Source organism: Verrucomicrobiota bacterium (assembly GCA_016871495.1).
Lineage (GTDB): Bacteria > Verrucomicrobiota > Verrucomicrobiia > Limisphaerales > VHDF01 > VHDF01.
This window is the reverse complement of the sequence record VHDF01000015.1, coordinates 23,975-49,560: the sequence shown is the minus strand read 5'-3', so window position 1 is coordinate 49,560 and position 25,586 is coordinate 23,975. Positions and strand designations below refer to the sequence as shown.

Below are 25,586 nucleotides of genomic sequence, written 5' to 3'. Positions count from 1 at the left end.
CCCTCGTTATGCCGTATTTCGCCTACAAAGGACTGGCTGAGAACGGGTCCACCCGTGAAGGGGAACTGGAGGCAGGCGGACGCCAGGAGGCCTTCAAACAGCTTGAGGCGATGGGGCTGCGGCCTCTCAAGCTGGCGGAGCGATCCGCCATGGGCAAGGCTGCGGCCAAGTCGGGGGCATTGCCGGCGGGCGGGCGGGGACCCGAGAAGCGGACGGCCCCGGCTGCAGATCCGGCTCCGGCCTTGAAGCCCGGGTCGTTCAGCCTGGGAAGCCAGAAGATTACGGCGAGGGTTTTGGAGAATTTCACCCGGTTGCTTTCGAGCTTGCTGGCGGCGGGAGTGCCTTTGAGCCGGGCGTTGGTGATTTTGCAGCGCGAGGCGGCTTCACCGACTGCGGGCGCCCAGTGGAAAGAGATTCATGATTCCGTGGTGGACGGCGTCTCGCTGACCGACTCGATGGCCAAGGCGCCCGGGGTATTCCCGCGGGTTTATGTGGCGATGGTGGAGGCCGGGGAGACGGGTGGATTTTTGGACGTCGTGCTGGGGCAGATCGCGGATTTTCAAGCGCGCGAGAAGGAGATGCGCGGCAAGGTGATGACCGCCTTGTTGTATCCCACCATTTTGCTCGTGCTCGCGCTGGCGGTTTTGATCTTTCTGCTCGTCTTTTTCATTCCGCGCTTTCAGACCATCTTTGCGGGTTTTGGCGCCAAGCTGCCGTTATTGACGCAGTTGATCGTGTCCGTCAGCGAGTTCATGCGCGGCTACGGGTTGTTCATCGCTTTGGGCCTGGCCTTGGTCGGCTACCTCGTTCGCAGCTGGTTTCTTTCCGAGCGGGGGCGGCGCGTTTGGGAGGGGGCCATCTTGAGAATACCGGTGATCGGGAGTCTGGTCGCTCAGTTTGCGATGGCGCGATTTTGCCGGATGCTGGGCACGCTGCTTGGCGCCGGGGTGCCGTTGATCGGGGGGTTGAACGTGGCACGCCGGTCGATCGGGAATCAAATACTGGTCGATGCCGTCGCGGCGTCCATCGACAGTGTGAAGGAGGGGAAATCGCTCGCCGGCAGTTTGGGCCAATGCCGCGTCTTGTTCAATGGCTCGACGCTGGAAATGATTTCGGTGGCGGAGGAGAGCGCGAAGCTGGACCATGAACTGGTGAGGCTGGCCCAGGTTACGGAGGGCGATCTGGACCGGCAGTTGAAGTCGGCGGTCGCCTTGGCTGAGCCCCTCATGCTTTTTTTCATCGCGGGTTTCATCGGGATTATTTTTATCGGCATGGTGATCCCGATCTTCAGCCTGCAGGACCATGTGAAGTGAACTTTTCGATTATGCGCCTATCCTCCAAACCCCGTCTTCAGACGGACCGTGCGTCTCGCGCCGGATTCACCCTCATTGAACTGCTGCTGGTGCTTGTCATTTTGGGCGTGCTGGCGGCGATTGTGGTTCCGAAGTTTTCGGGACGCACAGAACAAGCGCGTGTCACGGCCGCGAAATCGCAGATTGCCACGTTTGGCACAGCCTTGGACGCCTTCGAGGTTGATAACGGCTATTATCCCAAGGGGAAAAACGGCTTGCAGGAGCTGGTGACGGCGCCGCGCGACGCACAAAGCTGGAAGGGGCCCTATCTCAAGAACGAAATTCCCGTGGATCCGTGGGGCGCCGCGTATGTCTATGAGTGCCCCGGCAGGAACAATCCCACTTCTTATGACTTGATGTCGCCCGGTCCGGACGGCAAGGCGGGCAGTGAAGATGACATTACCAACTGGAGCAGCTCCAAGTCGCGTTGAGCGGCGGGCGGGCGCGGCGTTCACCCTGATCGAATTGATCCTGGTGATGGCGCTGTTGACCGTGGTGACTTCGCTCGCCGCTCCGCAATTGGCCCGGTTTTTCAAGGGGCGTGGACCGGACTCCGAAGCCCGGCGGTTTCTTTCCCTCACACGTTACGCGCAGAGCCGGGCGACGGGGGAAGGAGTGCCGATGGTGCTGTGGATGGACGAAAAAGAGCGGCGCTATGGATTGACCAGGCAGAGCGGATTCGAGCGGCGCGAGGATGAGAGCGCGGTGGAATATGAATTGGGGAAGGACGTTGTGATGGAAGTCGAGCGGTTAGGTCGGAGCGGCTTCCAGGCGCCGGTAAGCCGGTCAAGCCGGGAATCGGCCCGGCCCGTGATGGGATTACTTCCGGCCATGGTATTCACGCCCGACGGATTCATTGCGATGTCGAGTCCGGAGAGCGTGGTGTTTCGCGAAGGCGAGAACAGTGAAGTGCGAATCGGGCTGACCCGCAGTAGCCTGAGTTATGAAATTCAAACCAACCAGATGCAGCGGATCCGGCTTCGGCGTTGAGAGACGAGCGAGCGCGGGATTCACGCTGGCCGAGGTGCTGGCCGCGTTGCTGTTCATGGCGATCGTCATTCCGGTCGCTGTGCAGGCCGTTCGCGTCGCCGGTCTGGCGGGCCAGGTGGGGGAGAGGCGCTCGGCGGCCGCCCGCATTGGCGACCGATTGCTTCAGGAAATGATCGCCACGCGCGAACTTTTATCCGCAACTCAGAGCGGGATGGTGCGGGAGGGCGGTCGTGAGTACCGGTGGCGATTGCGAACCGAGCCCTGGCCGTTCGAGAACTTGACCGAAGTGACCCTGCAGGTGTTTTTCGACGCCCAGGGACAGGAGTATGACGCCACGCTGACGACGCTGGTTGATCCGGAAACATTCCTGGGGGTGACGACCTCCAGCCGAGGAGGGACACTGTGAAAGCGGGGATTCGACCGCAAGCCAGCGGGCGGGGGCGGGCGGCTTTTACGCTCCTGGAATTGTTGCTGGCCCTGGCCGTGTTCGCGGTCGTGCTCGTCGCGATCAATGGCGTGTATTTTGCGACCCTGCGATTGCGGAACAAGGCGGCGGAGGCGGCCCAACGAGCGTTGCCCCTCGAACAGACGATCGCGTTGATCCGGCGAGACCTTTCCGGGTTGATGCTGCCGGGAGGCGTGTTGTCGGGCACGTTCCAAACCCTCACGACCTCGAGTGGAAGTCTGATGGACGCCGCGGGCCGCCGCGTGACGCCCGACCTTTACACCACCACGGGTTCGATCGACGAGTGGAGTCCGTACGGCGAGGTCCAGAAGGTCGCGTATTTTTTAGCGAACCCGACCCCTCCGGCACCGGGCTTTGATTTGGTGCGGGTGACCAGCAGAAACCTGCTGCCGGTGACCACGGAAGACCTGGAGACGGCGGTCTTGCTTGAGAATGTGGAGCATGCGGTCGCGCTGTTTTACAACGGATACGAATGGTCCGAGGTTTGGGACACGACGCAGAGCACCAATCTTCCCCTCGGCGTGAAAGTCAGAATCTTCCTGCGCCCCGAAGAAGAACGGGGCCGGCCGGTGGCCGAACCCATCGAGGTGGTCTCCGCCATCCTGGTGCAATCGACGACGAATACCACCAGCTCCGCGGGGGGAGGGGGATCATGAAGCGTTTGCATACTCCCTTCCAAACGATGGCGGGGGCAGGGCGGGGAAGCGCCGGGTATTCGCAGCGCGGTTCGGTGTTGATTCTAGTGCTCTGGGTTGCGTTCGGGTTGGTCAGTCTCGCGTTGTATTTCGCCCAATCGACGAGCCATGAGCTGAAGGCGGCGGATCAGCGCGTGGCGGGTCTTCAAGCCGAGTATGCGATTCAGGGCGGTTTGCGTTACCTTCAGCACTACTTGGTGCAATATGGGACGAACGGATTGCTGCCGGACCCGCGGGATTGTCGTCCGGAGGAAGTTCCGGTTGGCGATTCGTTGTTTTGGTTCATCGGGCGTGGAGATCGTCCTCGGCGCCTGGATGAGCCGGTGTTTGGGGTGGTGGATGAAGCGTCGAAGCTGAACCTGAATACCGCCACCGCGGCGATGCTGGAAGCACTGCCGGGCATGACGCCCCAGTTGGCTGGCGCGATCGTGGATTGGCGGGACGCCGATTCGGAGCCCTCGGAAAACGGGGCTGAAAACGAAGTGTATGCGCGGTTTCAGCCTCCCCGCCGGTGCAAAAATGCCCCCTTTGAATCGCTGGAGGAACTCCGCCTCGTGGCGGGAGCCGAACTGGAGGTTCTTTTTGGAGAGGACCTTAATTTGAATGGAGTCCTGGATCCCAATGAGGACGATGGGGATCAGTCGCCTCCCTACGACAATCGCGACGGAAGGCTCGACGCCGGGTTGTTCGAGTATGTGACCGTGTCTTCGAACGAGCCGCTGACCCTGCCGGATGGAAGCCGCCGCATCCATCTCAACACGGGCCGGCAGGAATTGACGCGGTTGTTGACGGAAAAGTTTGGGGAGGATCGCGGGCGTGAACTGCAAGCCGCGCTCGCCGGGGGAGGCAACTTCAATAGCGTGCTCGAATTCTACGTGCGCAGTCGCATGACCGCCGACGAATTCGCCCAGATTCAAACCAATTTAACCGTGGCGACGGGAAATGGAGCCACCGGGCTGATCAACGTGAACACGGCGAGCGAGGCCGTGTTGAGTTGCGTGCCAGGCATCGGACCCGAGAAAGCGCCCGGGTTGGTGGCCTTTCGCATGGCCAATCCGAATCGATTGAATTCCATGGCCTGGGTGACCGAGGTTTTGGATGAACAGGGCGCGATTCGAGCCGGACGCTTTTTGACCGGGGAAAGCCATCAATTCAGTGTCGATATTGCCGCCGTGGGGCGTCACGCCCGGGGATATCGAAGGATTCGTTACGTGCTCGACAACAGTGGCAGCGAGCCCAGGGTAATGTATCAGCGGGACTTGACCTCATTGGGTTGGGCGCTAGGCGTGGAGACCCGCGAACGATTGCACAACCAACGACAGGCAAGACGATGACGAAGTCGATGACAACAAGGGCCCATCCATTGCTGGGACTGGACCTGGACCACGGAAGACTCGGCGCAGTCGTGATCCGGCGGTCGGGCTCCACGCTGGAGATCCGGGAGCAAGGCGGAGGACCGCTGGCCATGGATTTGCTGAAGAACGAGCCTGAGCTGGTGGGACGGGAGATTCGCAAGGTGCTCGATGCCGCCGGGGTGAAGGAGCGCCGATGCGTGGTGAACCTGCCTGCCTCCTGGGTGCTGGCTCTGCACACTCGGGTTCCTGACATCGAGGAAGGAGACGTGGCGGAGTTCCTGGCCCTCGAGGCCGAGCGGAGCTTCGCGAGGGATGTTTCAGAACTGGTCGTGGCGTCCTCAAGGATGTCGGCAGGGCCGGGGGCCAAGTTTGCCACCCAGTTCGGTGTTCCACGAGAGTATGTCGCGAAACTGGAGGCCTGCTTGGAGGCGGCGGGGCTCAAGCCCGAGGGATTCCGACCCTCGCTCACGGCCTTGCCGGAAGTGGTCCCCGCCGACGGCAGTGGACAGATCACCATCCTGCTGCATGATCAGCGTGCGGAGGTTCTGGTGGGAGCTGCCGGCGGCATTGTCGCCCTGCGCGTTTTGGACGGGTTGGTGGATGAGGAAGGTGGCCGGCGGCGGTGGCAAGCCGAACTTCTCGCCCGGGAATTGCGGATCACCCTCCGCGCATTGCCCGAAGAATTGCGGTCTCGGCTGAACACACTTCGCTTGACGGGAAAGGCTCCGGGGGGCCGCGAACTCGCGGATGAATTGCCCGCAGCCGTTCAGTCTTTGGGACTGCGCGTCGCTTACGAGGAATTCCAGGGCGGATCCCTTCATGGGTTGAAACTCTCGTCCAGGCCGCCGATGACACCTGAGCTTGCCCTGGCCGGCCAGTATCTCGCCGGAATGGAGGGGCAACTCGAGTTTCTGCCTCCGCGGGCGACTTGGATGCAAAAGTGGGCGGCGCGCTATTCCGGCAAGCGTCTGGCGGGTGTGGGTGCGGCAGGCGCCGCCTTGTTGGTTCTCGCGCTCGTGGCTTTTGGAGCACAGTATCTGCAATGGCAGTCGCTGCAATCCGAATGGAATGCAATGAAGTCCCGCGTGGGTGGCATCGAGGAGACGCAGACCGTGATCCGCAAATTCCGTCCGTGGTTCAGCGCGCAGCCCGATCATCTGGCGGTCATGAAGAGGCTGGCGGAATCGTTTCCGGACGAGGGCAGCGTCTCCGCCAAGAGCATCGACATTCAGAATGCGCAGCGCGTGACGGTGGCCGGCACCGCGAAGGACCATGCTTCTTTGCTCAAAACGATTGAAAAACTCCGTGGCATGAAAGACGTGGCCCAGGTACAAGTCGGTCAAATTGGAGGCAAAGCACCGATGCAATTCACCTTTACCTTCCAGTGGGGGGAGGCCTCGACACCATGACTCCCTCTCAACGACAACAGTTCCTAGCCGTCGGCGCTATCGCCGTGGTCGCCCTGTTTGCGGCCGACAAGCTGGTCCTTTCGCCCCTGGCCGCGACCTGGAAGAAGCGGACGGAAGAGATCGATGGACTTCGGAAGTCCATTGCGAATGGCTCGATGCTGATCGAACGGGAGCAGGAAACGAATCGCCGTTGGAATGAAATGCGGAAGAACACGCTTCCAGCGAATGTTTCCCAAGCCGAGCAGGAGTTGCTGAAGTCCCTCTATCAGTGGTCAGATGAAACCTCCGTGGGCATCTCCCTTCACCCGCAATGGAAACGCGGAGCCTCTGAGGATTACTCGAGCTTGGAATGCCGGATCGACGCGGCGGGATCGCTTTCCTCGTTGACGAAGTTCATCCATGAGGTCGAGCGATCTCCCATGGCGTTGCGCATCGAATCGCTTGAATTGACCTCGCGTGATCCCGAAGGCAGCCAAATCGCCCTTGCCCTGGTGGTGAGCGGACTGCGCCTCGCACCTCTGGAACGAAAGCCTTGAACATGACGTTTTGCCACCCTTTGTCGAAACGGGCTCTCCCGGCCACCAGGCGATCTTCGATCCCAATTCGGGGATGCCCGATCCGGATTCTTTTGCTGCCCCTGTTGTCCATTCTTCTCGGGGGTTTGGAATCGAACGCGGCTGCCGCAGAGTCCGAGGCTCCAGGCGCACTCCAGGTCGTAGAAGCCGGGTCCACGAATCTCGAATCTGGGCGGAGATCACGAGATCGGGACCGAGACCGTGGACGCGACCGTCGAGCGGGTGCCGAGCCTTCCACCACCCATGCCGTCTCTTCCGAGGCGACCTCCGCGACGAATGGTTCTGCCGGCCTCGACGCCTTCAAGATCCTCCTTGGAAAAAATATTTTTAACGCCAATCGCGGACCCCGTGCCGGACGTTCCACGAACGGCCCCGCGCGGCGGACACCGGTCGTTGAGACGTTTTCCCTCGGGGGCACGATGAGCTACGACAAGGGTCCCGTGGCGTTTTTCGTGAGTGCCGCGTCCTCCTATCGCAAGCCCGCGAAGGTGGGCGATTCGATCGCTGGATTTAGGGTCAAAGCGATCGAGCCTTCGGGGGTCAAGTTGGAAAAGGACGGGGCCGGTTTTGAGATGAAAGTGGGTGAACAGATGAAGCGGGAAGATCAGGGGGCATGGTCCAAGCCATCCCAGGCGGAGGTGGTCCCGGTGTCCTCCGACGCTCCCGCGGCCCCCGCGTCGAGTGGGGGAGAAAACGACATTTTGAAACGGTTGCTTGAGAAACGACAAAAGGAATTGAACCCATGAAAACCACGATGCTGATGCTTGTGTGCGGACTGATGGCACTGCCGCAGGCTGTCCGAAGCCAGGAATCCGAACCGTCTGTCCGCGGCGCCCGCCCCTCGGCGGTTCGCGAGGGGGCGGCGGAGGGCAATGAAGCACGCGACCGGCGAGTGCCCAGGCGCGGTAACACCCTCGAGCCTGAGCGCGCGGGGGCCGCCGAGACCAAGGAGGCCGAGAAGGCGGAGCTTCGCCTTAATTTTCGAGGCGTTCCGCTCGACATGGTGTTGAACTATTTGAGCGAGGCCGCGGGCTTCATCATCGTGCTGGATACGCAGGTCAAGGGGAACGTGGACATCTGGAGCCATCAACCCCTGACCCGCACGGAAGCGATCGAACTCCTGGCCAAGGTGCTCGACAAGAACGGCTATGCGGTCATGCGCGAGGGGCGCACTTTGACTGTTTTGTCGAAGGACGACGCCAAGAAGAAGAATGTGCCGGTCAAGTCGGGCAGCAATCCGGACTCGATACCCAAGAACGAGGAAATGGTGACGCAAATCCTTCCGGTGCGCTACATCAGCGCCCCGCAATTGTTGCGCGACCTGCAAACTTTGATGCCGGCCACCGCGTCAGTGGCTTCCAACGAAGGCGGCAACGCGATTCTGATCACCGACACCCAGGTCAATATCCGCCGCGTCGCCGAGATCATCGCCGCGCTCGATACTTCGGTCGCAGGAGCTTCCACGATTCGAGTCTTTCCGTTGCGTTATGCCGATGCCAAGGCCCTGGCAAGCACGATTCGGGATCTGTTCCAGGACAACAGCACGACGGGCAATCGCGGCGGGGGAGCCGGAGGATTTGGCGGCTTTGGAGGTTTCGGGGGCCGGGCCGGGTTAGCTGGTTTGGCTGGTTTTGGAGGAGGAGGTGGTGCTGGTGGCGGCGGCGGGGGTGGGGGAGGCCGCGGTGGCAACAGCACGGCGCAAACGTCCGCCAAGCGGGTCGTCGCGGTCGCGGACGAACACAGCAACGCCCTCATTGTGAACGCTTCCGAGGAGTTCATGCAGACCATCGAGGAATTGATCCGGTCGGTGGACACGGATGTTCAAGACCTCACGGAGTTAAGGGTGTTCACTCTGAAGCACTCCGACCCGGCCGAAATGGCGGAACTCTTGTCGGAACTCTTTCCCGACACGGCGACCACGCAGGATACGAGAGGGGGCGGATTTACTTTCGGCGGGGGTAGGGGCGGGTTTCCGTTTGGCGGCGGTGGGGGCGGAGGTCGCGGCAACAACACCGCGTCGGGCGACAGCGAACGGAAGAAACGCCAGGGACGAGTGCTGGCCGTGGCGGACCCACGCACCTCCTCGGTGGTGGTGAGCGCGGCCAAGGAGTTGATGCCGCAGATTTCTGAGATGATCGAACAATTGGATATGAATCCGGCCCGGAAACAAAAAGTGTTCGTTTACTCGCTCGACAACGCCGATTCGACGGAAGTGGAAACGGTTCTGCGAAACCTCTTTGAGTCGCAGAATTCCCGCAACACCAGCCTGAACAGCCAGCAGAATAACGCGTTGCAGAACCGGCTGCAAAACACCAGCCGACAACAAGGGAACGCGTTCGGATCGGGATTCGGAGGCGGGGGCGGAGGCGGGTTTGGGGGGGGTGGGGGCGGCGGTGGAGGCGGGTTCCGCTGAGGGCCCGAGGAGAATGATTCGCGAAAGGATTTTTGATCATGAAGCCTAATAGCAGATCGGGGATGCGGATGGTGTTGCTGGCCGTGGTACTGGCCACGTTTACCGTCGACGCTCTTGCTCAACAACGCGCGACCACGAGAGCCACCACCGGGGGAGCACGGGCCGGGGGAGGTGGTTTAGGGGGGGCGCGAGATTATCAAAACAGCACGATGGTGGGTGACGCGATGATCACCTCGGATCCGGAGACGCGGCAGTTAATCATCGTCACCGACGACGAAACAAACGAACGCATCAAGACCGTCATCAAGAGTCTCGATCGTCCGAAGCCGCAAGTGCTCATCAAGGTGGTGTTCGCCCAGGTCACCCACGGCGACAACCTGGATTTCGGCGTGGAAGGAAGCATCACCCACAAGCCTCGATCCGGCATGACCAATAACGCGCTGTCCAACTTCGGATTGGGCGCCGCGCAGCAAGCCTTTGGAGGAGGCACTTACGGAGTTCTAAAAGACGATTTGGAAGTGGTGTTGCGCGGCCTGTCGGTCGCCGGGAAAACAGAAATTCTCTCACGCCCGTCCATCCTGGCCCGGAACAACCAGCAAGCGACGATCATCGTGGGCCAGGAGGTGCCCTTCATCACGAACTCGCGCATCACCGATCAAGGACAGACGGTCAACACCGTGCAATACCAGGACATTGGCATCATCCTCCGCGTCACCCCCTTCATCACATCCGATGGGCTGGTGGAAATGATCCTGACTCCGGAGATTTCCTCGTTGAGCGACCGCACGGTTCCGATTTCGGACACCGTCAATTCGCCCGTCATCGACAAGCGATCCGCCGACACCGTCGTCGTGACTCCGCACGGGAGCACGGTCGTCATCGGAGGATTGATTGAGAAACAGAAGACCGACCAGGATCGCAAGGTCCCTTTGATCGGCGACATCCCGCTCCTGGGCTACGCGTTCAAGCGCAAAGTGAAGGCGGACACTCGCACGGAACTGCTGATCTTCCTGACGCCCTTTGTGATTCAACATCCGTCCGAGCTCGCGAAGATGTCGCAGGTGGAGAGCTCGAATTTGAAGATGACACCGGAATCGTTCAAAGATGAGGAAGTGAACCGGTTTTTCGACGGCCAATCCCCCATTCCCGGGCAGGAAACCACGAAAGCCGCCCAGAAAGCAAAGCAGAACGCCGCAAAAAAATCCGGCAAGAACTCCGGCGGCAAGACACAGCCAACACCGCCGCAATAGCGGGTCCGGCCAGCCATGACTCCGCGCGGAAATTGGGTTTATGTGATGCTGGCCGCTGTGTGGGCGGTCGTGCTCGCCTGGCAATGGGGCGAGCACCGACGTGTCGGAGAGGGGGCGCGCCAGTCCCTGATCAGCCGCGGCCGCGACATCACCTCCACCTTGGGCATCGTGATCCGCTCCGAACGGCGTTGGGGCGGGCTTGTGTCCAAGGAGCGCATGGAATCCGCCTTGCGGGATCTTTTGCAGCGAGGCGATCTCCGCTCCATCACGCTGCTCAACACCAACGGGGAAAGCGTGGTGACTGCGGGTCGGGCCGATCTTGACGAGGCCGCGCAGCACGCGGCGGCCGGCGTGACTTGGCAGGGTGACAATCTCGTCCTCGCCAATCTGGTGGATCTCGGAGTGACTCCCGGCTCTGAAACGAATCAGCAACGGCAGGCCATCGTCGTTGCCGACTTTCCCACCGCGCCTCCATTTGGACCCGACTCCGGCACCGCGAGAGCTTCGCGGAGCCAGACGGAAGACGAGCCTGGGCGCGTGGCTGCTCCCTCGGTCACGAACGCACCCAACCCGCGGCCTTTCCGGGATCGGAATCGAGGGCGCGGCGGGCGGCCTCCGTGGATGTCCGAGGAGGAGTATCGGAATCTCATTGCCAAGCAGGGGCTGCATAGCTTCGTGATCGTGCTGCCCACGGATTCGGTGCGGGAGGCGGTCGCGGCCGATCTCCGATTGCGATTCATGATTGCGGCCTTGGCGGCCGCGGCTTGCGCCGGACTCGGACTGGCGTGGGGCAATGTGTTGCGGTCCGCCGATCTGGAGATTCGCCTGGCCAAGGCAGGCGAGATGAATTCACAGCTCAAACAACTCAATGTGGCCGCCGCCGGGCTCGCCCATGAGACGCGCAATCCCCTGAACATCATTCGAGGTCTCGCCCAGTTGATCGTCCGTGAACGCGCGGCGCCCTCGGAAATCCTCGAACGCGCCTCCGCCATCGTGGAGGAGTCGGACCGCGTGACGGCGCAGTTGAACGAGTTCATCAATTATTCGCGGCCTCGCGAAGTGCGGCTGGGTCCGGTGCGGCTTTCGGCTGTGACCGCCGATGTGGCGCGTGCTTTGGCCTTCGATATCGAGGAAAAAAAGGCCCGCTTGGCCATGGCTTGCGATGATCTCGTGGTGGAAGCGGACGAGCCGTTGCTGAGGCAGACCCTCTTCAATCTTTTGCTCAACGCCTTGCAGGCCATCGGCGAAGGCGGCGAGATCGAAGTGCGGGTGAGCCGGACGAACGGGCACGCGGCGATGGAGATTCAGGACGACGGTCCGGGTGTGCCCGACGATCGCAAGCAGGATATTTTCAGGCCCTATTTCACAACCCATCGTGAAGGGACGGGTCTAGGTCTGGCCGTGGTGAAGCAAATCGTCGCCGCCCACGGCTGGGACATCGAATGTACCGACCGCAAGCCGCGGGGCGCGATCTTCCGCATTTCACACCTGAAGGCGCTGGCACGCGGCTGAAGCTGACCTGGCTGACTACGCGAATCGCTCCTCTTTCCAAGGATCGGCGGTGTTCGAATATCCCCGCACTTCCCAGAAGCCGAGCAAGTCGCGGTCGAGGAAGACAATCTCCCGGACCCACTTCGCGCCTTTCCACGCATACCGTTTCGGAATGATCACCCGGACGGGTCCGCCATGTTCTTTGGAGATTGGTTTTTCGTTCCAGGTGTGGGCGAGGAGCACGTCGTCGTCCAGGCACACCTCAAGCGGATTGTTCGTGGAATAGCCGTCGTGGGATTTGAAGAACACGTGGGTGGCGGTCGATTTTGGCTGCACCAGTTCGGCCAGGGTGAAGAAGGAAACTCCCTTCCACGCCATGTCGAACTGGCTCCAGGTGGTGACGCAATGAAAGTCGCTGACGTCTTCGAACTGGGGCAGCGCCATGAACCGTTCCCAATCGAGGGTGACGGGCGTTTCGACGTGTCCGTGGATTCTCAATTCCCAGGATTCGGGGGGGATGACGGGATGCACCCCGAGATCGAGGACGGGGAAGTTGTGGACCTGGCGCTGTCCCGGGGGCAGGCGGTCGATGGAGCGGGGTTGCGGTTTGGCTTGGCCGCTCATTTTCCGCGCCCACCGTTCCTTGGCGGCGATGTAGCTTTCTTTCATGCGCGAGCGCCTGCGGCGGGGGCGTGAAGGTATTCGAGTTCGGCGGCGGGATCGATGGACCAGCGCCGGGCCACGGCCCGCAGGTCGTCATTGAGACACCAGCGATCGGCTTCGGCTTCACCGGTGTGGGAGAGGCTCGCGCCTTTCAGTGCCATGCAACCCTTATTGTTTCCGATCTCGGCAATGAAATCGCGCTCGGTTTCGGTCAAGGACACCTGAGGAAGGGCGGCGAATTCGTCGAGTTTCGATTCGATGGTCTTGGCGGAGCCTTCGGTCTCTTGGATGAAGGTGGGGACGACGCTCCGGACGTTGGGATGGGCGAGGTTCCACAAACAGGCCAGCTGAAGGAGGGACAAGTTGTGCCGTTGAGCGACATCGCGCATGCGCTCGATCTTGGCAGTCCCTGCCTCGACCCATCCTGCGGGGCGAAAGGCCCGGTGGTCCTGATGTCCGAACTTATGGCCGGGTTTGACGTCGTCGTGAAAGAGTCCGCCATGATCGACCACGCGCGTGAGGATGTTGATTTCATGCTGGACCGCTGCGGGCAGGCAGAGACGGCCGGGCCAGGGTTCGAGCGGGTTCAAAATAATCATGGCCCAGTCGAGGAGTGGGGCGAAGCGTTCGAAGCAGAGAATCATGTCGAGGGTGAACCCGTTGGCGGGGCCGGGAGCGATTCCCAGCATATCCGTGAGGCCGGCCTCGCGAAGCTGTTCCATCCCTTTCCAGACCGCATCGTGGCTGTAGCCGGTGGAATCAGGATTGTGGAGCAGAATGGTGTCAAAGCGGCTGGCGCGGCAGCGTTCGAGGGACTTCTCGGTGGCCATGCGCAGATAGTCCGCGTAGTCGCGCGGGGAACGCAGGCTCGGGTGGGTGAAGCGGGGGAAACCTTTGGAACCGTCCCGTTTCCCCGAGTAGAAGTCGTGTCCTACCGCCCCGACGAGGCAGTAGGAATCCCGGGGAAGGCCGTCCAGGGCTCGTCCAATCATGGCATCCGCGGCGCCGTTGCCATAGACGTCCGCGGTGACAAAAGTGCGGACCCCGCGCCGGTAGGCGTGCTGGATGACTTGGATGAAGCGTTCTTCGGAAAGCGGCTCGCCAAAGTGCATGTAGCGTCCGCCACTCCAGGTTCCGTAGGCAGTTCTGGTGATGTCCATAAGTCGTGTCGGGGCACATTCCAACCGGCAAACCCCGCGCGAAACAATCCTGGAAATTGGTTTTGATTTGGCAAGAGTTGACTTGGAAGAAATTCTCGGGAGCGGGGAAGGGGCATGGTGGCGGAGTTCCTGACCCCTGGTTGATCAGAGATTTCATTCGAAGCGGGAGGCGGTCGAAGGGTTTCTTTTTCGACCCGTGAGATTGCTTTCGCTCCCTCCGGTGTTTGCCTTGCAAAGCGCATGCGAAAACGGTCCCTTCATCTTGGGTGGGAGGGGGGGATGATGATGAATCAAACCCCGTTTCAGGCCCTTCGCGATTGGCCAATGCTGGCGAGGCGATATGCCCTCGCGCGACTGGGTTTCATGACGGTCGCGGTCCGGCGCGCTCTATATCCGATTCCTCAGAGGACGCGGCTCGTTCACCTCCCTTGTCCAGTGGCAGACGGATTACCTGCCGGTCTACGGCGTGTGGGCGGTGGTGGTGGTCTTCCTCTTTCCTCTGCTCTTTCGATACCGATGAAGTACGGGAAAAGAATTCAGCGCGATCTGGTCGTCGATTCGATCGCTACCTGCGGTTTCCTGGCGTTTGTTTCGTGAATCTCAAACAAATAACCCCGGCTCGCTTGAAGCAAGCGGCGATTCGGAAGGAATGATGGCGTGATCACGATTTCAGCGCCTCGCGGATCTGCTGGATGACCGCATTATCAGGATCTTGAGCGCCCCGCAGGTATAGAATGCTGGCGGCCAGGAAGGGGTTTCTCCATCGCGGCGCGATGTGCGGGTAGTCCTCCAAAAAGGCCGAACAGAACTTGTAATCGTGAGCGTCGGTTCCTTTGGCGAAAAGAAATCGCCGGGCTGTGGCGGCGAACGCTCCCGGGTCATGGCCGGCCTCAAGCCAGGAATGCAATCGGATGGCGGCGCCCGGCTGCCGAATCGGCCCCTCGAAGAGTTTGTGCAAGGCTTCGGGTCCGGATTCCTCGAGAGGTTCCACGGGCAACTGGTCGAGCGCGACGGTGCTCTTTTTCGGCTGCCCTCGGAAGAGCGGGATGAACGAGGCGTTTTGCAGGAGCATGAACCGGCGCGTTTCATCATGGGAAACGCGGTTCCAGGCATAGCGCGCCGCGTTGGTCGTCGTCCAGGCATGCATCGACACCAAGCCCGGCTCGCGCAGGAGAAGTTCCGCCGTGGCCGCATGCAGTCCGTCAAAAATCGAGGCCGGACTCGATCCCTGGCGCAACGACTGGATCACGATTTCGCCGAGGTCGATGGCGGACGCGTCGCGACACGCGGCAAGAATGCGGCGAGACGTGTCGTCGTTGGGCCGTCCTGCGAGCCACGGATCCGGGATGTCCTTGAGACGTTCGCGGTTGCGTCGCCCAGGCCGGTCTGCCGGCAGGTCGGATTTGGAGGGGTTCGGATCGCGGTCGGTATCGAGCAATCCGTAGACGATGCCGCGGAGCACGGGTTCGGCGTGCCGCCAGCCGATGACGTCGAGCACCCGGAAAGCGTTCGAAATGTAGATTTGTTTGTGACCGATTTCGCGGAAGTCGCGGAGCCCAAAGCGGCAAAGCAAATCGAAGATCTCGTGCGCGCCGGCGGTACGGGCCAGGGCGGTGATCGCGGCATCGGCGGCGGATTCATCCCATCGCTCCATCGCTTCGATGAAGGCGGACCTGGCGAGGTGCGAAGGGGGAAGCTTGGATTCCTCGACGGCGCCCAACGCCCAATCTCCTTCCCGCTCGTCTGCCTCCTGCGACAATTTGAATCGATGCAACGCCCAAAGGATGGGGTGCCAGCGGTCTGTTTCCCCTGATTCCAAACTGGCCAGATGGGCGGAGTTGACCACGAGCACCGCGTGGAATTTGAAGCCAATGGGGCGGGGTTGGACCTGGCGGATTCCCGCGAGGAACAGACCCGCCAGCAGATCTCGATAAGCGAGTCCGCGCCGGATGCGATGAACGGCTTCGCCCAGGATGCGTTCACGGGGAGTGTTCTCGATCCAGTGCACGACGGGTTCGAGATCGGGATGAAACCGGACCCATGCTTGGGGCAGCCGGGCTTCCTTCGCGCAGACACGCGGGAGGTTGGGCCAGAGTTTGGGATCTCCCAGAGCGGCGGCGGAGAAGGCGGTGCCAAGAAATCGGCGTCGATTCATGGGACGGGTTCGACTGCGGATGATCGACGAAGTCCTCGCCAAGGCAAGGCGAAAGGAGCCACCGCGGGGGGCGCGGTGCATCCGCAAGTTGTCGGGGCGCGCCGGAACTCACTCAAAACATGGCCATGAATCAAAAAAAGCCGCCCGGGTTGAGCCGGGCGGCTTGTTGAACTGAACAAGCGGGCGCGCGTGAACTACTTTTTCTTGGCGGGCTTGGCTTTGCGTTTTTCTTCGATCGCGGCCTGCGCCGCCGCCAGGCGGGCTACCGGAACGCGGTAAGGTGAGCAACTCACGTAAGTGAGGCCGGCCCGGTGGCAGAACTTCACGGAATCGGGATCGCCGCCATGTTCGCCGCAAATGCCGAGTTTGATGCCGGGACGGGTCGCGTTGCCCTTCTCGGCCGCGATCCGCACCAACTGGCCGACACCGGTCTGGTCGATGGAGGCGAAAGGATTCTTTTTCACAATCTCGCTCTCGGTGTAAGCGCCAAGGAACGAGCCGGAATCGTCGCGCGACATGCCCAGGCAGGTTTGCGTGAGGTCGTTCGTGCCGAAGCTGAAGAATTCCGCGGTTTGGGCGATCTCATCCGCCGTCAGGGCGCCGCGGGGGATTTCGATCATGGTGCCAACAGAGTAGGCGATTTTGACTTTCTTTTCCTTCTGCACCTGGGCGGCGACTTCGTGGACGAGGGCGACTTGCAGATCGAGCTCCTTCTTGAAGCCGACGAGCGGAATCATGATCTCCGGCTTCGCCTTGTGGCCGTCCTTGTTCGCTTGGGCGGCGGCTTCGAGAACGGCACGGGCCTGCATGCGGGTGATTTCCGGATACTTGATGCCAAGCCGGCATCCGCGGAAACCAAGCATTGGATTGAATTCGTGCAATTCGTGGACACGACTCATGATTTTTTCCACGGCAATGCCCAGTTTCTTGGCCAGGTCGAGCTGCTGCTCCTTTGAGTGGGGCAGGAATTCGTGGAGGGGCGGATCGAGGAAACGGATGGTCGCCGGGTAACCCTTCAACGCCTTGAAGATGCCGTAGAAGTCCTCCCGTTGGTAAGGGAGCAGCTTGGCCAGGGCGGTTTCGCGGGCTTCGAGCGTGTCCGCGAGGATCATCTCGCGCATGGCGTCGATGCGGTCGCCTTCAAAGAACATGTGTTCCGTGCGGGTCAGGCCGATGCCTTGGGCGCCGAACGCGATGGCTTGCGCGGTTTGTTCCGGCGTGTCGGCGTTGGTGCGAACACTCAGGCGCGTCGCTTTCTTGCACCACGCCATCAGCTGGGTGTAGTTCTTGTATTTCTCGGTGGCCTGCGAGGCTTTGTCCCCGTTGAGCAGGCCGGAGATGATCTCGGAAGGAGCCGTCTTGATTTGACCGGCATAGACCAGTCCGGAGGTGCCATCGATGGAAAGGAAGTCGCCTTCCTTGAAGGTTTTTCCATCGATCGTCGCGACCTTGCGGTCGTAGTCGATTTGGACGGCGGCTGCGCCGCAAACGCAAACTTTGCCCATCTGGCGGGCGACCAGCGCGGCGTGGGAACTGACCCCGCCGCGGGCGGTGAGGATGCCTTCGGCCGCAATCATTCCGCGAAGGTCCTCCGGCGAAGTTTCCACGCGAACCAGGAGCACCTTTTCGCTCTTGTCGGCGGCCTGGACGGCGCGCTCAGCGTTGAAGTAAATCTTGCCCGTGGCCGCGCCGGGACCGGCTGGAAGCCCGGTGGCGATGACCTTGGCTTTCTTGACTTCGGCGAGGTCGAAGATGGGCGCCAGCAACTGTTCCAGCTGGTCGGCGGGATTGCGCAGCACGGCCGTTTCCCAATCGATCAATTTTTCCCGCACCATGTCGGCGGCGAACTTGAGCGCGGCGGCGGCGGTTCGCTTGCCGTTGCGTGTCTGGAGCATGAACAACTTGCCGTCTTGAACGGTGAACTCGATGTCCTGCACGTCCTTGAAATGTTTCTCGAGGAGTTTGCGGACGTTGAGCAACTCGGCGTAGCTCTTGGGCATGACATCCCGGAGCTTGAGCACGGGTTCGGGTGTGCGCACGCCGGCGACGACGTCCTCACCCTGGGCGTTGACCAGAAACTCGCCGTAGAACTCGTTCGTGCCATTGGCGGGGTTCCGGGTGAAGGCCACGCCGGAACCGGAGGTGTCGCCGGTGTTGCCGAAGACCATGGCCTGAACGTTGACGGCGGTTCCCCATTCGGTCGGGATGTTGTATTTGCGCCGGTACACGATGGCCCGGTCGTTCATCCATGAACTAAAGACCGCGCCGGCCGCTCCTCGCAGTTGGTCCCAGGGATCGTTGGGAAAAACCTTGCCGGTGCGTTCCTTCACCAGAGCTTTGAACCGCTTGACGAGTTCCTGCTGATCGGCGGCGGTCAGTTTGGAATCCTCGATGTCCGCGTGGTAAACTTCGTGTTTGTAACCGTGGATCTCGGTTTCGAACGGCTCGTGATCTTCGCCTTCGCGTTTTTGCACGCCGAGGACGACGTCGCCGTACATTTGGATGAACCGGCGGTAACAATCCCAGGCGAAGCGCTCGTTGCCGGTCGCTTGGGCCAAAGCGAGCACGGTTTGGTCGTTCAACCCGAGATTGAGAATGGTGTCCATCATGCCCGGCATGGAATCGCGGGCGCCGGAGCGGACGGCGACGAGCAGGGGGATGCCGGTGGTCGCGCCGAAGCGGGTGCCCATGATTTTTTCCATATTGGCGACGCCTGCCTCCATTTGTTTCTGGAGTTCGGGCGGATAAGTTCGCTTGTGGGCGTAGTAGTAGGTGCAGACCTCGGTGGTGATCGTGAAGCCCGAAGGCACGGGCAGACCGATGCGGGTCATTTCGGCGAGATTGGCCCCTTTGCCGCCGAGCAAGGCTTTCATGCTGCCATCGCCATCGGCCTTTTTATTGCCCCACGTGTAAACGAATTTTGATTTTGCCATAAATTGTTCTTCTGGATCGTATTCGGGAGTGAAATGCCGCGAAAAATCGAGGCGGCAAGATAGCAACGGCGGGGGGGATGTCAACGGTTAGTCGGGTCGGTTTCGCGCGCTCAAAATACAGGCAACACGCTTGCGCTGAGACCGTTTTCAGAGCGTAATTCTTCCCGCTCCAGGGTTGGTCACGGCCCGGAGTTTGTCATGCAACGTCTCGCCCTGATCAACGTGGTGGGTTTGACCCCGCATTGTCTGGAACAACATGCTCCCAGGCTGGCCGCTTTTGCCCGAAAGGGGAGGCTGCACTCGATTCGCGCCGCTTTCCCCGCCGTCACCTGCACCGCCCAAGCCAATTACCTGACCGGGAAGCGGCCGTCCGAACATGGCATCGTCGCCAACGGATGGTACGACCGAGATCTCGCCGAGGTCCACTTTTGGAAGCAGTCCAATCACCTCGTGCAAGCTCCCAAGGTTTGGGAGATTGGACGCGGTCGCGCCGCCGGGATGACCTGCGCCAAGTTGTTTTGGTGGTACAACATGTTTTCCAGCGCCGACTGGTCCATCACGCCTCGACCCATGTATCCCGCCGACGGGCGAAAGGTGTTCGATGTTTACGCGTGGCCGGAAGCGTTGCGGTCCTCGGTCAAGGCGCAGTTGGGAGAATTTCCGTTCCCTTGTTTTTGGGGTCCGTCAGCGGGAGTGGATTCACCGGCGGGCAGAGCCGACGCGGTCTCACGCTGGATCGCGGCTTCGGCGAAGTGGGTGGAGGAAGAACATCAACCCACGCTTTCACTCATCTATCTTCCGCACCTCGATTACAACTTTCAACGCTGGGGTCCGAGGGATGCTCGCGTTGCCCGGGACATCGCGGAAATCGACGCGATGGCGGGTGATCTCATCGATTTCTTCGAGGAGCGGCAGGTGCAGCCTTTGGTGGTTTCCGAATACGGAATCACCGCGGTGGACCATCCCGTTCATCTCAATCGCGTCTTGCGCGAAAAGGGATGGCTGGTGGTGAAAGAAGAATTGGGGCTGGAACTGCTCAACACCGGTGCAAGCCGCGCTTTCGCGGTGGCGGATCATCAAGTGGCTCATGTCTACTGCAACGATCCCCGCGTGAAGGACGATGTCGCCCGGGTGTTGCGGTCCGTTCCGGGCGTGGACCAGTTGCTGGAAGGTGACGCCAAGCGCGCCTGGGGTGTTGATCATGCGCGGGCGGGAGACTTGATCGCCATCGCCGCTCCCAACGCGTGGTTTACCTATTACTATTGGATGGAGGATCGAGTCGCCCCGGATTTCGCACGCTGCGTCGATATCCACCGCAAACCCGGCTATGATCCTGTGGAGTTGTTCCTGGATCCCAAGATTCCGGCGGTGAAAGCGAGGATCGCCTGGCGGTTGCTGCAAAAGAAACTCGGTTTCCGGATGCTGATGGACGTCATTCCGTTGGATGCCGGGTTGGTGGGAGGATCCCATGGACGTCCGGTGGATGATCCGATCGACGGGCCTGTGCTGATTGTGCCGGACCGGAAGGAGGAGCGGGAGACCTTGGAATCGACGGACATTGCAGGGATTCTGTTGAAAAGGATGGACCTGTAAACCTTGGAACGGCAGTTGTCCTCATGACAACCGCAACGCGGTTGTGGCTTGACCCCGCCAAACGGAAATAAGATTTCGTCACAACCCCGTTGGGGTTGGTTTCCATGGGCGAACTGTGACCCAAGGTAGCTCGTTCCTCGCAACCTTGAGCTTCGAGACGGAATCCCTTTGGGATTCCCGGCGGGACGAGTTTGAGTCGCGTTAAGTCGGGCGGTCCGCATGAGATTTTGCGAAACGCGGCGGACAGTTTGAGCCTCCCCCTCTGTCCGGGTGGGGTTAGAATTCGGGTCTCCACCACCTTTTTCCGAGAGCTCGCGGGACAGGATTCCCGCCTTGGGCGGCCTCTGAGACCCTCTCAGCCGGGAAGACTCCAAGGATCGCCTCAAAAGGGCGTTTGTCCTGCGGCAGAGACCCGGAACGTTCAGGCTTCGCTTCCAGCCGTGAATAGCAAATTCCTATTCGTCAAATACAGAGATATGACCTCGATTTCGGTGCATCCCGATGTTGCCGGTGATGCAGGTAGGGCGCGTCCGTCCCGGCGCGCCGCCGGAGCATGATGTTTTGCATCCCGTGGGCGGCGGGCTGGGACAGGCCCGCCCTACCAACAACATCAGGATACACGGCCTCGATTTGATTGGAGTAGAATTAGCTTGCAATCGTGGGAGTTCCAATGTAGCGGCCACATGATTCCCGCAACCGTAATCAAACGTCCTATGAAAGTCCAAACCTCGAAGGCTGGCTTTACCTTGATCGAGCTGCTGGTGGTTATCGGCATTATTGCCATCCTGGCCAGCATGCTCCTACCCACACTTGGCCGGGTTAAAGAAAAGGCCCGGCTCACGGGCTGTTTGAACAATTTGAGACAATTCGGCTTGGCGGTCATTTTCTTCGCAGATGACAATGATGAACGAGTTCCGCACATGCAGAATTGGCTCGATAAGGACAACAATAGGAAACTGACAGAGGGACAACTTTTCAAGTACCTGACCACGACGAACGTTTACCTCTGCCCGACCGATAGGATTCATTTAAAGAGGCCCGGTCCATGGTCAGATCGCCGGGACTTTAGCTATGCGATCAGTGGCCCAGGCACGGACATCACCGCCTACAACGGGAAGCTTTCGGCTTGGGTTGAACCGCTCAAGTCAATGATCTTCATGGAGGAAGCCTTGGACGCTCCCCTCAACGACGGTCATGTCTGGCCCAATGAAGTGGACGTGCTGGCAACACGCCACCAGGGAAAAGGACAAGGTTGGGGGGTGTTGGGCGGACCCGGGAAGCGCGAGCAGGCCGGCCTCGGTAACATCCTCATGGGTGACTCTCGAGTTGAAACCTGGAACAAGAGGAAGTTCCTGACGTATGGCTATATGAAACCCATGAGCCGCCTTTGGAAGCCCTTCGGCGACGTAACCCAACCGAGTCCGCCTTAAGCAGAAGGCTCACGAGCCATCTCGAAGATTTGTTCCCAATGCCGGATCAGCGGATTCGAGTGGTTTGGCCCTGCCGGGATCGTTGGATCCGGTCCATCGCATTCATGTGGTTGTTGCGCGCATATGCGGAGTTGTCCACCTGGATGACGAGCGTGGAGCCGGCCTTCGGTCGCGGTGGCCGCAGCGCCACCGTATTGCTCGCGTAACACAGGCACTCGTGGAAGGCCGCGCCCGTCGCATACCATTCCCGCGCCAGCGCGTGTTCACCCGGGATGTAGGTCACGATGTGGCCCAGCCACCGGATCACGCGCGCGCGGATGCGCTCCTTGAGCCGCGTGCGTATGTTTTCGAACTGGTAAAGGTCGTCGCCCCAAGGAATCCACCAGCACTTCTTCAACAGCCACGCAATCGCATTCTCCGGCCACTTCACGATCCGGCGCTGGCGCGTCTTCGCCATGCTGCGGTCGAGCGTGATGGTGCCTTCCGTCAGGTCAACGCGGTCCCACGTCAGTCGGGTCGCCTTCAACCGCGTGGCGGTGGTGGTGACCATGTTCGCTGCCTCGATGTCCAGTTCCGCCTTCAATCCCAAAGGGATTGTGTCCTCCAGCCCAAGGTTGCGAGGAACGAGCTACCTTGGGTCGCCGTTTGAAATGAATTCAACCGCAACGCGGTTGTGGCTTTACCCCGCCAAACGGAAATAGGATTTTGTCACAACCCCGTTGGGGTTGGTTTCCATTGTCGAACTGTGACCCAAGGTAGCTCGTTCCTCGCAACCTTGGGCTTCGGGACGGAATCCCGTTGGGATTCCTGGCGGGACGAGTTTGAGTTGCGTTAAGTCGGTTGCGACGGGTTGAACTTTCGAGCGTCAGTTGCCCTTAAACCTCCCGACTTACTTAATGCTGAAGTTTCTCACCCTTCCGCACCTCGGCCCGGCGGAGTCTTTTTGCTGGAAACGGCAATGGATCCGCATCGATCTATCGCCAGATCTTGGCGTCAGACGCTTTTCTCAAGTTTCGCTGCTGAATTGCCGGTTCCAGGAAAAAGGATAGCCCTGGTGCTTCGTCGTGTCTTTCTCATCCAGGCCTTGCTGAGCTTCACCAGGTTCAACTGCCGATTTAAGGATTAAGGGTGAATTGCGGGCTGATTTCGGTGCATTCGAAAGGTTCCGCTCGGAGCGCAGCGTTCACGCCGCATTGAACGGTGCTGTGAAGACGTGCGTGAAACGACGCCGGGTGAGACTGGCCCGGAAATCTCACGGCTTCTGCGCGCCCAGAAATCCCCGGGCTATGGCTTTTCGATGAAGCCGTGGTAAAGACCCATATAGTAGGGGAGGAGGAACACCGTGCCGGAGGCGAGTTCGTGGGCCGAGCCTCCGTAATCCAGTTGCCACGGATCGGTGTTCCAATGGTTGAAGTGGCGGTTTTCCACCGGCAGAACTTTCCCGTTCCCGCGGAAACCGCGGGTGCGTTTGCGCGGTTCGTAGATGTCCACGGATCGCTGGGGTTCGAGCCATTGCAAGTCCAGGCGATGGCTGTTTTTGTGAGGCCAGTTCAGCCGGTCCAGGGGAAATCCGTACAACGTTGCCATGGAGTCTTGGTGCCATCCGTCCCAGGGCGCCAGCGGATAGGATCCAAAGGGATTGTCAATCTTGGCGCCTGCGGCATGGCCCGCGTAGGCGAAGTGGAAAAAGGGATTCATTTCCGGTTGTTCCAAAGCCCAGGAACCATAGAACGCGAAAATCAGTTTTTCCCTTAGCGCCGCGTTCTTCGAATAGCGGAACAGCGAGTAAAAAGACATGAAGGCCATTTCATCATCCGATTGATTTCCGGAACCCGTGCCCATTTGGATTTTTGGCACGACCGCGTTTTGGTCGTAGTGATGCCGCTCGATCAACATTTTCGAAGTTTCACCGTACTTGGCGTCGCCCGTCACGTGCTCGGCCACGGCCAGGTACGACAGCATGCTCAACGAATTCAGCCCCCGTTCAATCATCCAATCCTTGTTGTGATTGAGCTGTTCGGGGCTGAACACGCCCCAGCGGGTTGGTTGTCCGTCATGATCCACCAAGTTGAATCCGTGCCGGACGAGGTGATCGGTCAGGTCGCGAACCACTTCGCGAACGCGCGCTTTTTCGGATTCGGTATCGGCGCAGAAATCGTAATAGAGCGGGTAGAAGAAGTAGTGTCCGTCCAATTCGTCGCTGCTGGTGTCGCCTTTCCAGAACCATTGACCATCGGCACTGCGCGGCCAGCGGGGAGCGTATACTTTCCAGAGCCGGTCATGGCGCTGCTTCATTTCTCGATCGGCCTCAAGGCGTCCGGCATTGGGGTCGGGCAGGGAGGTCGAGCGCACGGTTCGAGCGACGTAGCCGTGTGGTGGCGCATGGGGGCCTCCCTGCGTGACCTTTTGCAGGAAGCGAAGCGCAGTGAAGGCTTTTCCGGCGCGTGCTTTGGATTGGGGATCCTTCGTCGCCGCATACGCGAAGCATTGGCCGGCGCCGTACATCGAGGTCCAAAGCCCGTCATTGTCACTGTCGTCGGGATGGGCGCTCGATTTATCGGCTGGACGTTGGAGTCTCGCTTCGGCCACGTAGCCGAGCGGGGTTCGCTTGACGTACTTCTCGATCTCGCTTTCGTAGTGCTCCGCTTTCTCGGCGAGCGTCATGGAACGCCGGGCGATGGCGCCAAGGCCGGACTCGGTGGCCATCCAGGCAGTCCCGTTCGAGTCCACGACCACCTGTCGAACGTGGTCGTGAGGAAGCCAGCGGGGACCTTGCCGGTAATGAAAACCGGATTCGTCCAGACGAATGACGCCGAGCCTGGTGGCGAACCAGGCCTCACTCGCCGGGCCGAAAGCGATTCCGGTGAACTGATTCCAGGGCAGCCCTTCAGCGGGAGTGAGAAACTCCCAGCCTTCATCGGTTGCTCGGGCGATCCCCGCCGAGGTGCAGAACCAAAGGCGTTGTTTGCCATCGAATCCCACGCCGAGCGTTTCGTCCGTGCCCCACGCGCGCTTGCCCGCATCCAGGGCGGTCATCGGTTTCCAATCCGAACCCACGCGCTTGAAGAGTCCGCGGCTGGTGGCGGCATGGAGCGTGTTGCCAGGTCCGAGGGCGATCTGGTGAAGGGTCGAAGGACCCGGCAATGGGATGAGCTCGGAACCTCCTGCTTGATGGACTTGGATCGAGTCGGCGGTGGCGATCAAGGTTGATTCGCCTTGGCGCAACAACTGGCGCACCTGTCCCCATGGGACCCCGACGGTGAGGGGTTGGTGATCGGGGCCGGGAAATCGAAAGCGATCGGGCTCGGTGTTGGCGCAGGACGCGATTTCTGACCAGCGATCCTGAGTCTGTTGCCACCAGCGTCCCGACGCGAACACACGCAGGCTCGCGGACGGCGGCGCATCGAGGCATTGGATGGGGCCGGAAGGTTTGCCAGGGTCCGGTTGATGATGCAGAGCGATCTCCTGTCGGAATCGCTGCGGAGCTGGCGAAGGTTGGGCGCCGAAAGCGTTGGTGACCCAGGAAATGTTGGCCAAACTGAGAGCCAGGGACAGCCATCCAGCCCGCATGATGCACGCTCGATTGGACGGCAACCGGATCATGCTGGAGTTGTCGCGGTACGGGCGGGGCTGATGGCGAGGGTGCATGCCGAAAG

General features: G+C 60.6%; 20 protein-coding genes and 2 pseudogenes. 15 read left to right on the top strand and 7 right to left on the bottom strand.

From position 1 onward, the window contains the following. Window positions 1-8: 8 nt before the first annotated feature. The 10 genes and pseudogenes from FJ404_05290 to FJ404_05245 all read left to right on the top strand — a co-directional run bounded on the left by FJ404_05290 (window position 9) and on the right by FJ404_05245 (window position 8,289). A complete protein-coding gene (locus FJ404_05290; GenBank protein MBM3822301.1) occupies window positions 9-1,313 on the top strand; it encodes a type II secretion system F family protein in 1,305 nt (434 codons plus the stop codon). An 11-nt stretch (window positions 1,314-1,324) separates the two neighbouring features. Continuing rightward, the gene (gene gspG / locus FJ404_05285; GenBank protein MBM3822300.1) at window positions 1,325-1,783 is read left to right on the top strand and encodes a type II secretion system protein GspG; all 459 of its coding nucleotides are present in this window, start codon (window positions 1,325-1,327) and stop codon (window positions 1,781-1,783) included. Next, on the top strand, window positions 1,746-2,342 hold the full coding sequence (locus FJ404_05280) for a prepilin-type N-terminal cleavage/methylation domain-containing protein (GenBank protein MBM3822299.1): 597 nt from the start codon (window positions 1,746-1,748) through the stop codon (window positions 2,340-2,342). Before gspG ends, FJ404_05280 begins: the two co-directional genes overlap by 38 nt. Beyond that, window positions 2,296-2,748 (top strand): hypothetical protein, encoded by a 453-nt coding sequence (locus tag FJ404_05275; GenBank protein ID MBM3822298.1) that lies wholly within the window; start codon window positions 2,296-2,298, stop codon window positions 2,746-2,748. Before FJ404_05280 ends, FJ404_05275 begins: the two co-directional genes overlap by 47 nt. Next, a complete protein-coding gene (locus FJ404_05270) occupies window positions 2,706-3,464 on the top strand; it encodes a prepilin-type N-terminal cleavage/methylation domain-containing protein (GenBank protein MBM3822297.1) in 759 nt (252 codons plus the stop codon). Before FJ404_05275 ends, FJ404_05270 begins: the two co-directional genes overlap by 43 nt. Beyond that, window positions 3,281-4,837, top strand: coding sequence for a hypothetical protein (locus tag FJ404_05265; protein MBM3822296.1), 1,557 nt, complete (start codon window positions 3,281-3,283; stop codon window positions 4,835-4,837). The genes FJ404_05270 and FJ404_05265 overlap by 184 nt, the downstream gene beginning before the upstream one ends. After that, window positions 4,834-6,267 (top strand): hypothetical protein, encoded by a 1,434-nt coding sequence (locus FJ404_05260; protein ID MBM3822295.1) that lies wholly within the window; start codon window positions 4,834-4,836, stop codon window positions 6,265-6,267. Before FJ404_05265 ends, FJ404_05260 begins: the two co-directional genes overlap by 4 nt. Continuing rightward, window positions 6,264-6,803: a hypothetical protein gene (locus tag FJ404_05255; GenBank protein ID MBM3822294.1), complete on the top strand. Its 540-nt coding sequence runs from the start codon at window positions 6,264-6,266 to the stop codon at window positions 6,801-6,803. Before FJ404_05260 ends, FJ404_05255 begins: the two co-directional genes overlap by 4 nt. A gap of 458 nt (window positions 6,804-7,261) precedes the next feature. Further along, the gene (locus tag FJ404_05250) at window positions 7,262-7,588 is read left to right on the top strand and encodes a hypothetical protein (GenBank protein ID MBM3822293.1); all 327 of its coding nucleotides are present in this window, start codon (window positions 7,262-7,264) and stop codon (window positions 7,586-7,588) included. Further along, window positions 7,585-8,289 (top strand): annotated as a pseudogene (locus tag FJ404_05245) (hypothetical protein). The gene FJ404_05250 and the pseudogene FJ404_05245 overlap by 4 nt, the downstream one beginning before the upstream one ends. 881 nt (window positions 8,290-9,170) lie before the next feature. Here the strand turns inward: FJ404_05245 and FJ404_05240 are convergent. After that, window positions 9,171-9,245: pseudogene (locus FJ404_05240) on the bottom strand (DUF2497 domain-containing protein). Between the two features lie 48 nt (window positions 9,246-9,293). Between FJ404_05240 and FJ404_05235 the strand changes: the two are divergent. Together FJ404_05235 and FJ404_05230 are read left to right on the top strand one after the other, a co-directional pair. After that, complete coding sequence (locus tag FJ404_05235) at window positions 9,294-10,505, top strand: type II secretion system protein GspD (GenBank protein ID MBM3822292.1); 1,212 nt, start codon at window positions 9,294-9,296, stop codon at window positions 10,503-10,505. A gap of 15 nt (window positions 10,506-10,520) precedes the next feature. Next, entirely contained in the window at window positions 10,521-12,017 is a 1,497-nt protein-coding gene (locus tag FJ404_05230) for a hypothetical protein (GenBank protein MBM3822291.1), read from the top strand. 15 nt (window positions 12,018-12,032) lie between these two features. On the opposite strand, the gene FJ404_05225 is transcribed toward FJ404_05230, so the two are convergent. The 4 genes from FJ404_05225 to FJ404_05210 all read right to left on the bottom strand — a co-directional run bounded on the left by FJ404_05225 (window position 12,033) and on the right by FJ404_05210 (window position 18,907). Further along, a complete protein-coding gene (locus FJ404_05225) occupies window positions 12,033-12,665 on the bottom strand; it encodes a sulfite oxidase-like oxidoreductase (GenBank protein MBM3822290.1) in 633 nt (210 codons plus the stop codon). After that, the gene (locus FJ404_05220; GenBank protein MBM3822289.1) at window positions 12,662-13,819 is read right to left on the bottom strand and encodes an aldo/keto reductase; all 1,158 of its coding nucleotides are present in this window, start codon (window positions 13,817-13,819) and stop codon (window positions 12,662-12,664) included. The genes FJ404_05225 and FJ404_05220 overlap by 4 nt, the downstream gene beginning before the upstream one ends. Window positions 13,820-14,480: 661 nt before the next feature. Next, window positions 14,481-15,974 (bottom strand): hypothetical protein, encoded by a 1,494-nt coding sequence (locus FJ404_05215; protein MBM3822288.1) that lies wholly within the window; start codon window positions 15,972-15,974, stop codon window positions 14,481-14,483. Between the two features lie 194 nt (window positions 15,975-16,168). Then, window positions 16,169-18,907, bottom strand: a complete 2,739-nt coding sequence (locus tag FJ404_05210) for a pyruvate, phosphate dikinase (protein MBM3822287.1) — start codon at window positions 18,905-18,907, stop codon at window positions 16,169-16,171. Window positions 18,908-19,105: 198 nt separating this feature from the next. On the opposite strand from FJ404_05210, the gene FJ404_05205 reads away from it, so the two are divergent. The 3 genes from FJ404_05205 (at window position 19,106) to FJ404_05195 (ending at window position 21,930) form a co-directional block, all read left to right on the top strand. After that, window positions 19,106-20,500 carry an alkaline phosphatase family protein gene (locus FJ404_05205; GenBank protein ID MBM3822286.1) on the top strand — a complete coding sequence of 465 codons (1,395 nt, stop codon included), beginning with the start codon at window positions 19,106-19,108 and terminating at the stop codon, window positions 20,498-20,500. Window positions 20,501-21,001: 501 nt separating this feature from the next. Continuing rightward, window positions 21,002-21,187, top strand: a complete 186-nt coding sequence (locus FJ404_05200) for a hypothetical protein (protein ID MBM3822285.1) — start codon at window positions 21,002-21,004, stop codon at window positions 21,185-21,187. A gap of 26 nt (window positions 21,188-21,213) precedes the next feature. Then, window positions 21,214-21,930, top strand: coding sequence for a type II secretion system protein (locus FJ404_05195; protein MBM3822284.1), 717 nt, complete (start codon window positions 21,214-21,216; stop codon window positions 21,928-21,930). 46 nt (window positions 21,931-21,976) lie between these two features. Here the strand turns inward: FJ404_05195 and FJ404_05190 are convergent, their stop codons facing one another. Next, a complete protein-coding gene (locus FJ404_05190; GenBank protein ID MBM3822283.1) occupies window positions 21,977-22,519 on the bottom strand; it encodes a hypothetical protein in 543 nt (180 codons plus the stop codon). A 695-nt stretch (window positions 22,520-23,214) separates the two neighbouring features. Continuing rightward, window positions 23,215-25,578, bottom strand: a complete 2,364-nt coding sequence (locus FJ404_05185; GenBank protein MBM3822282.1) for a hypothetical protein — start codon at window positions 25,576-25,578, stop codon at window positions 23,215-23,217. Window positions 25,579-25,586: the final 8 nt, after the last annotated feature.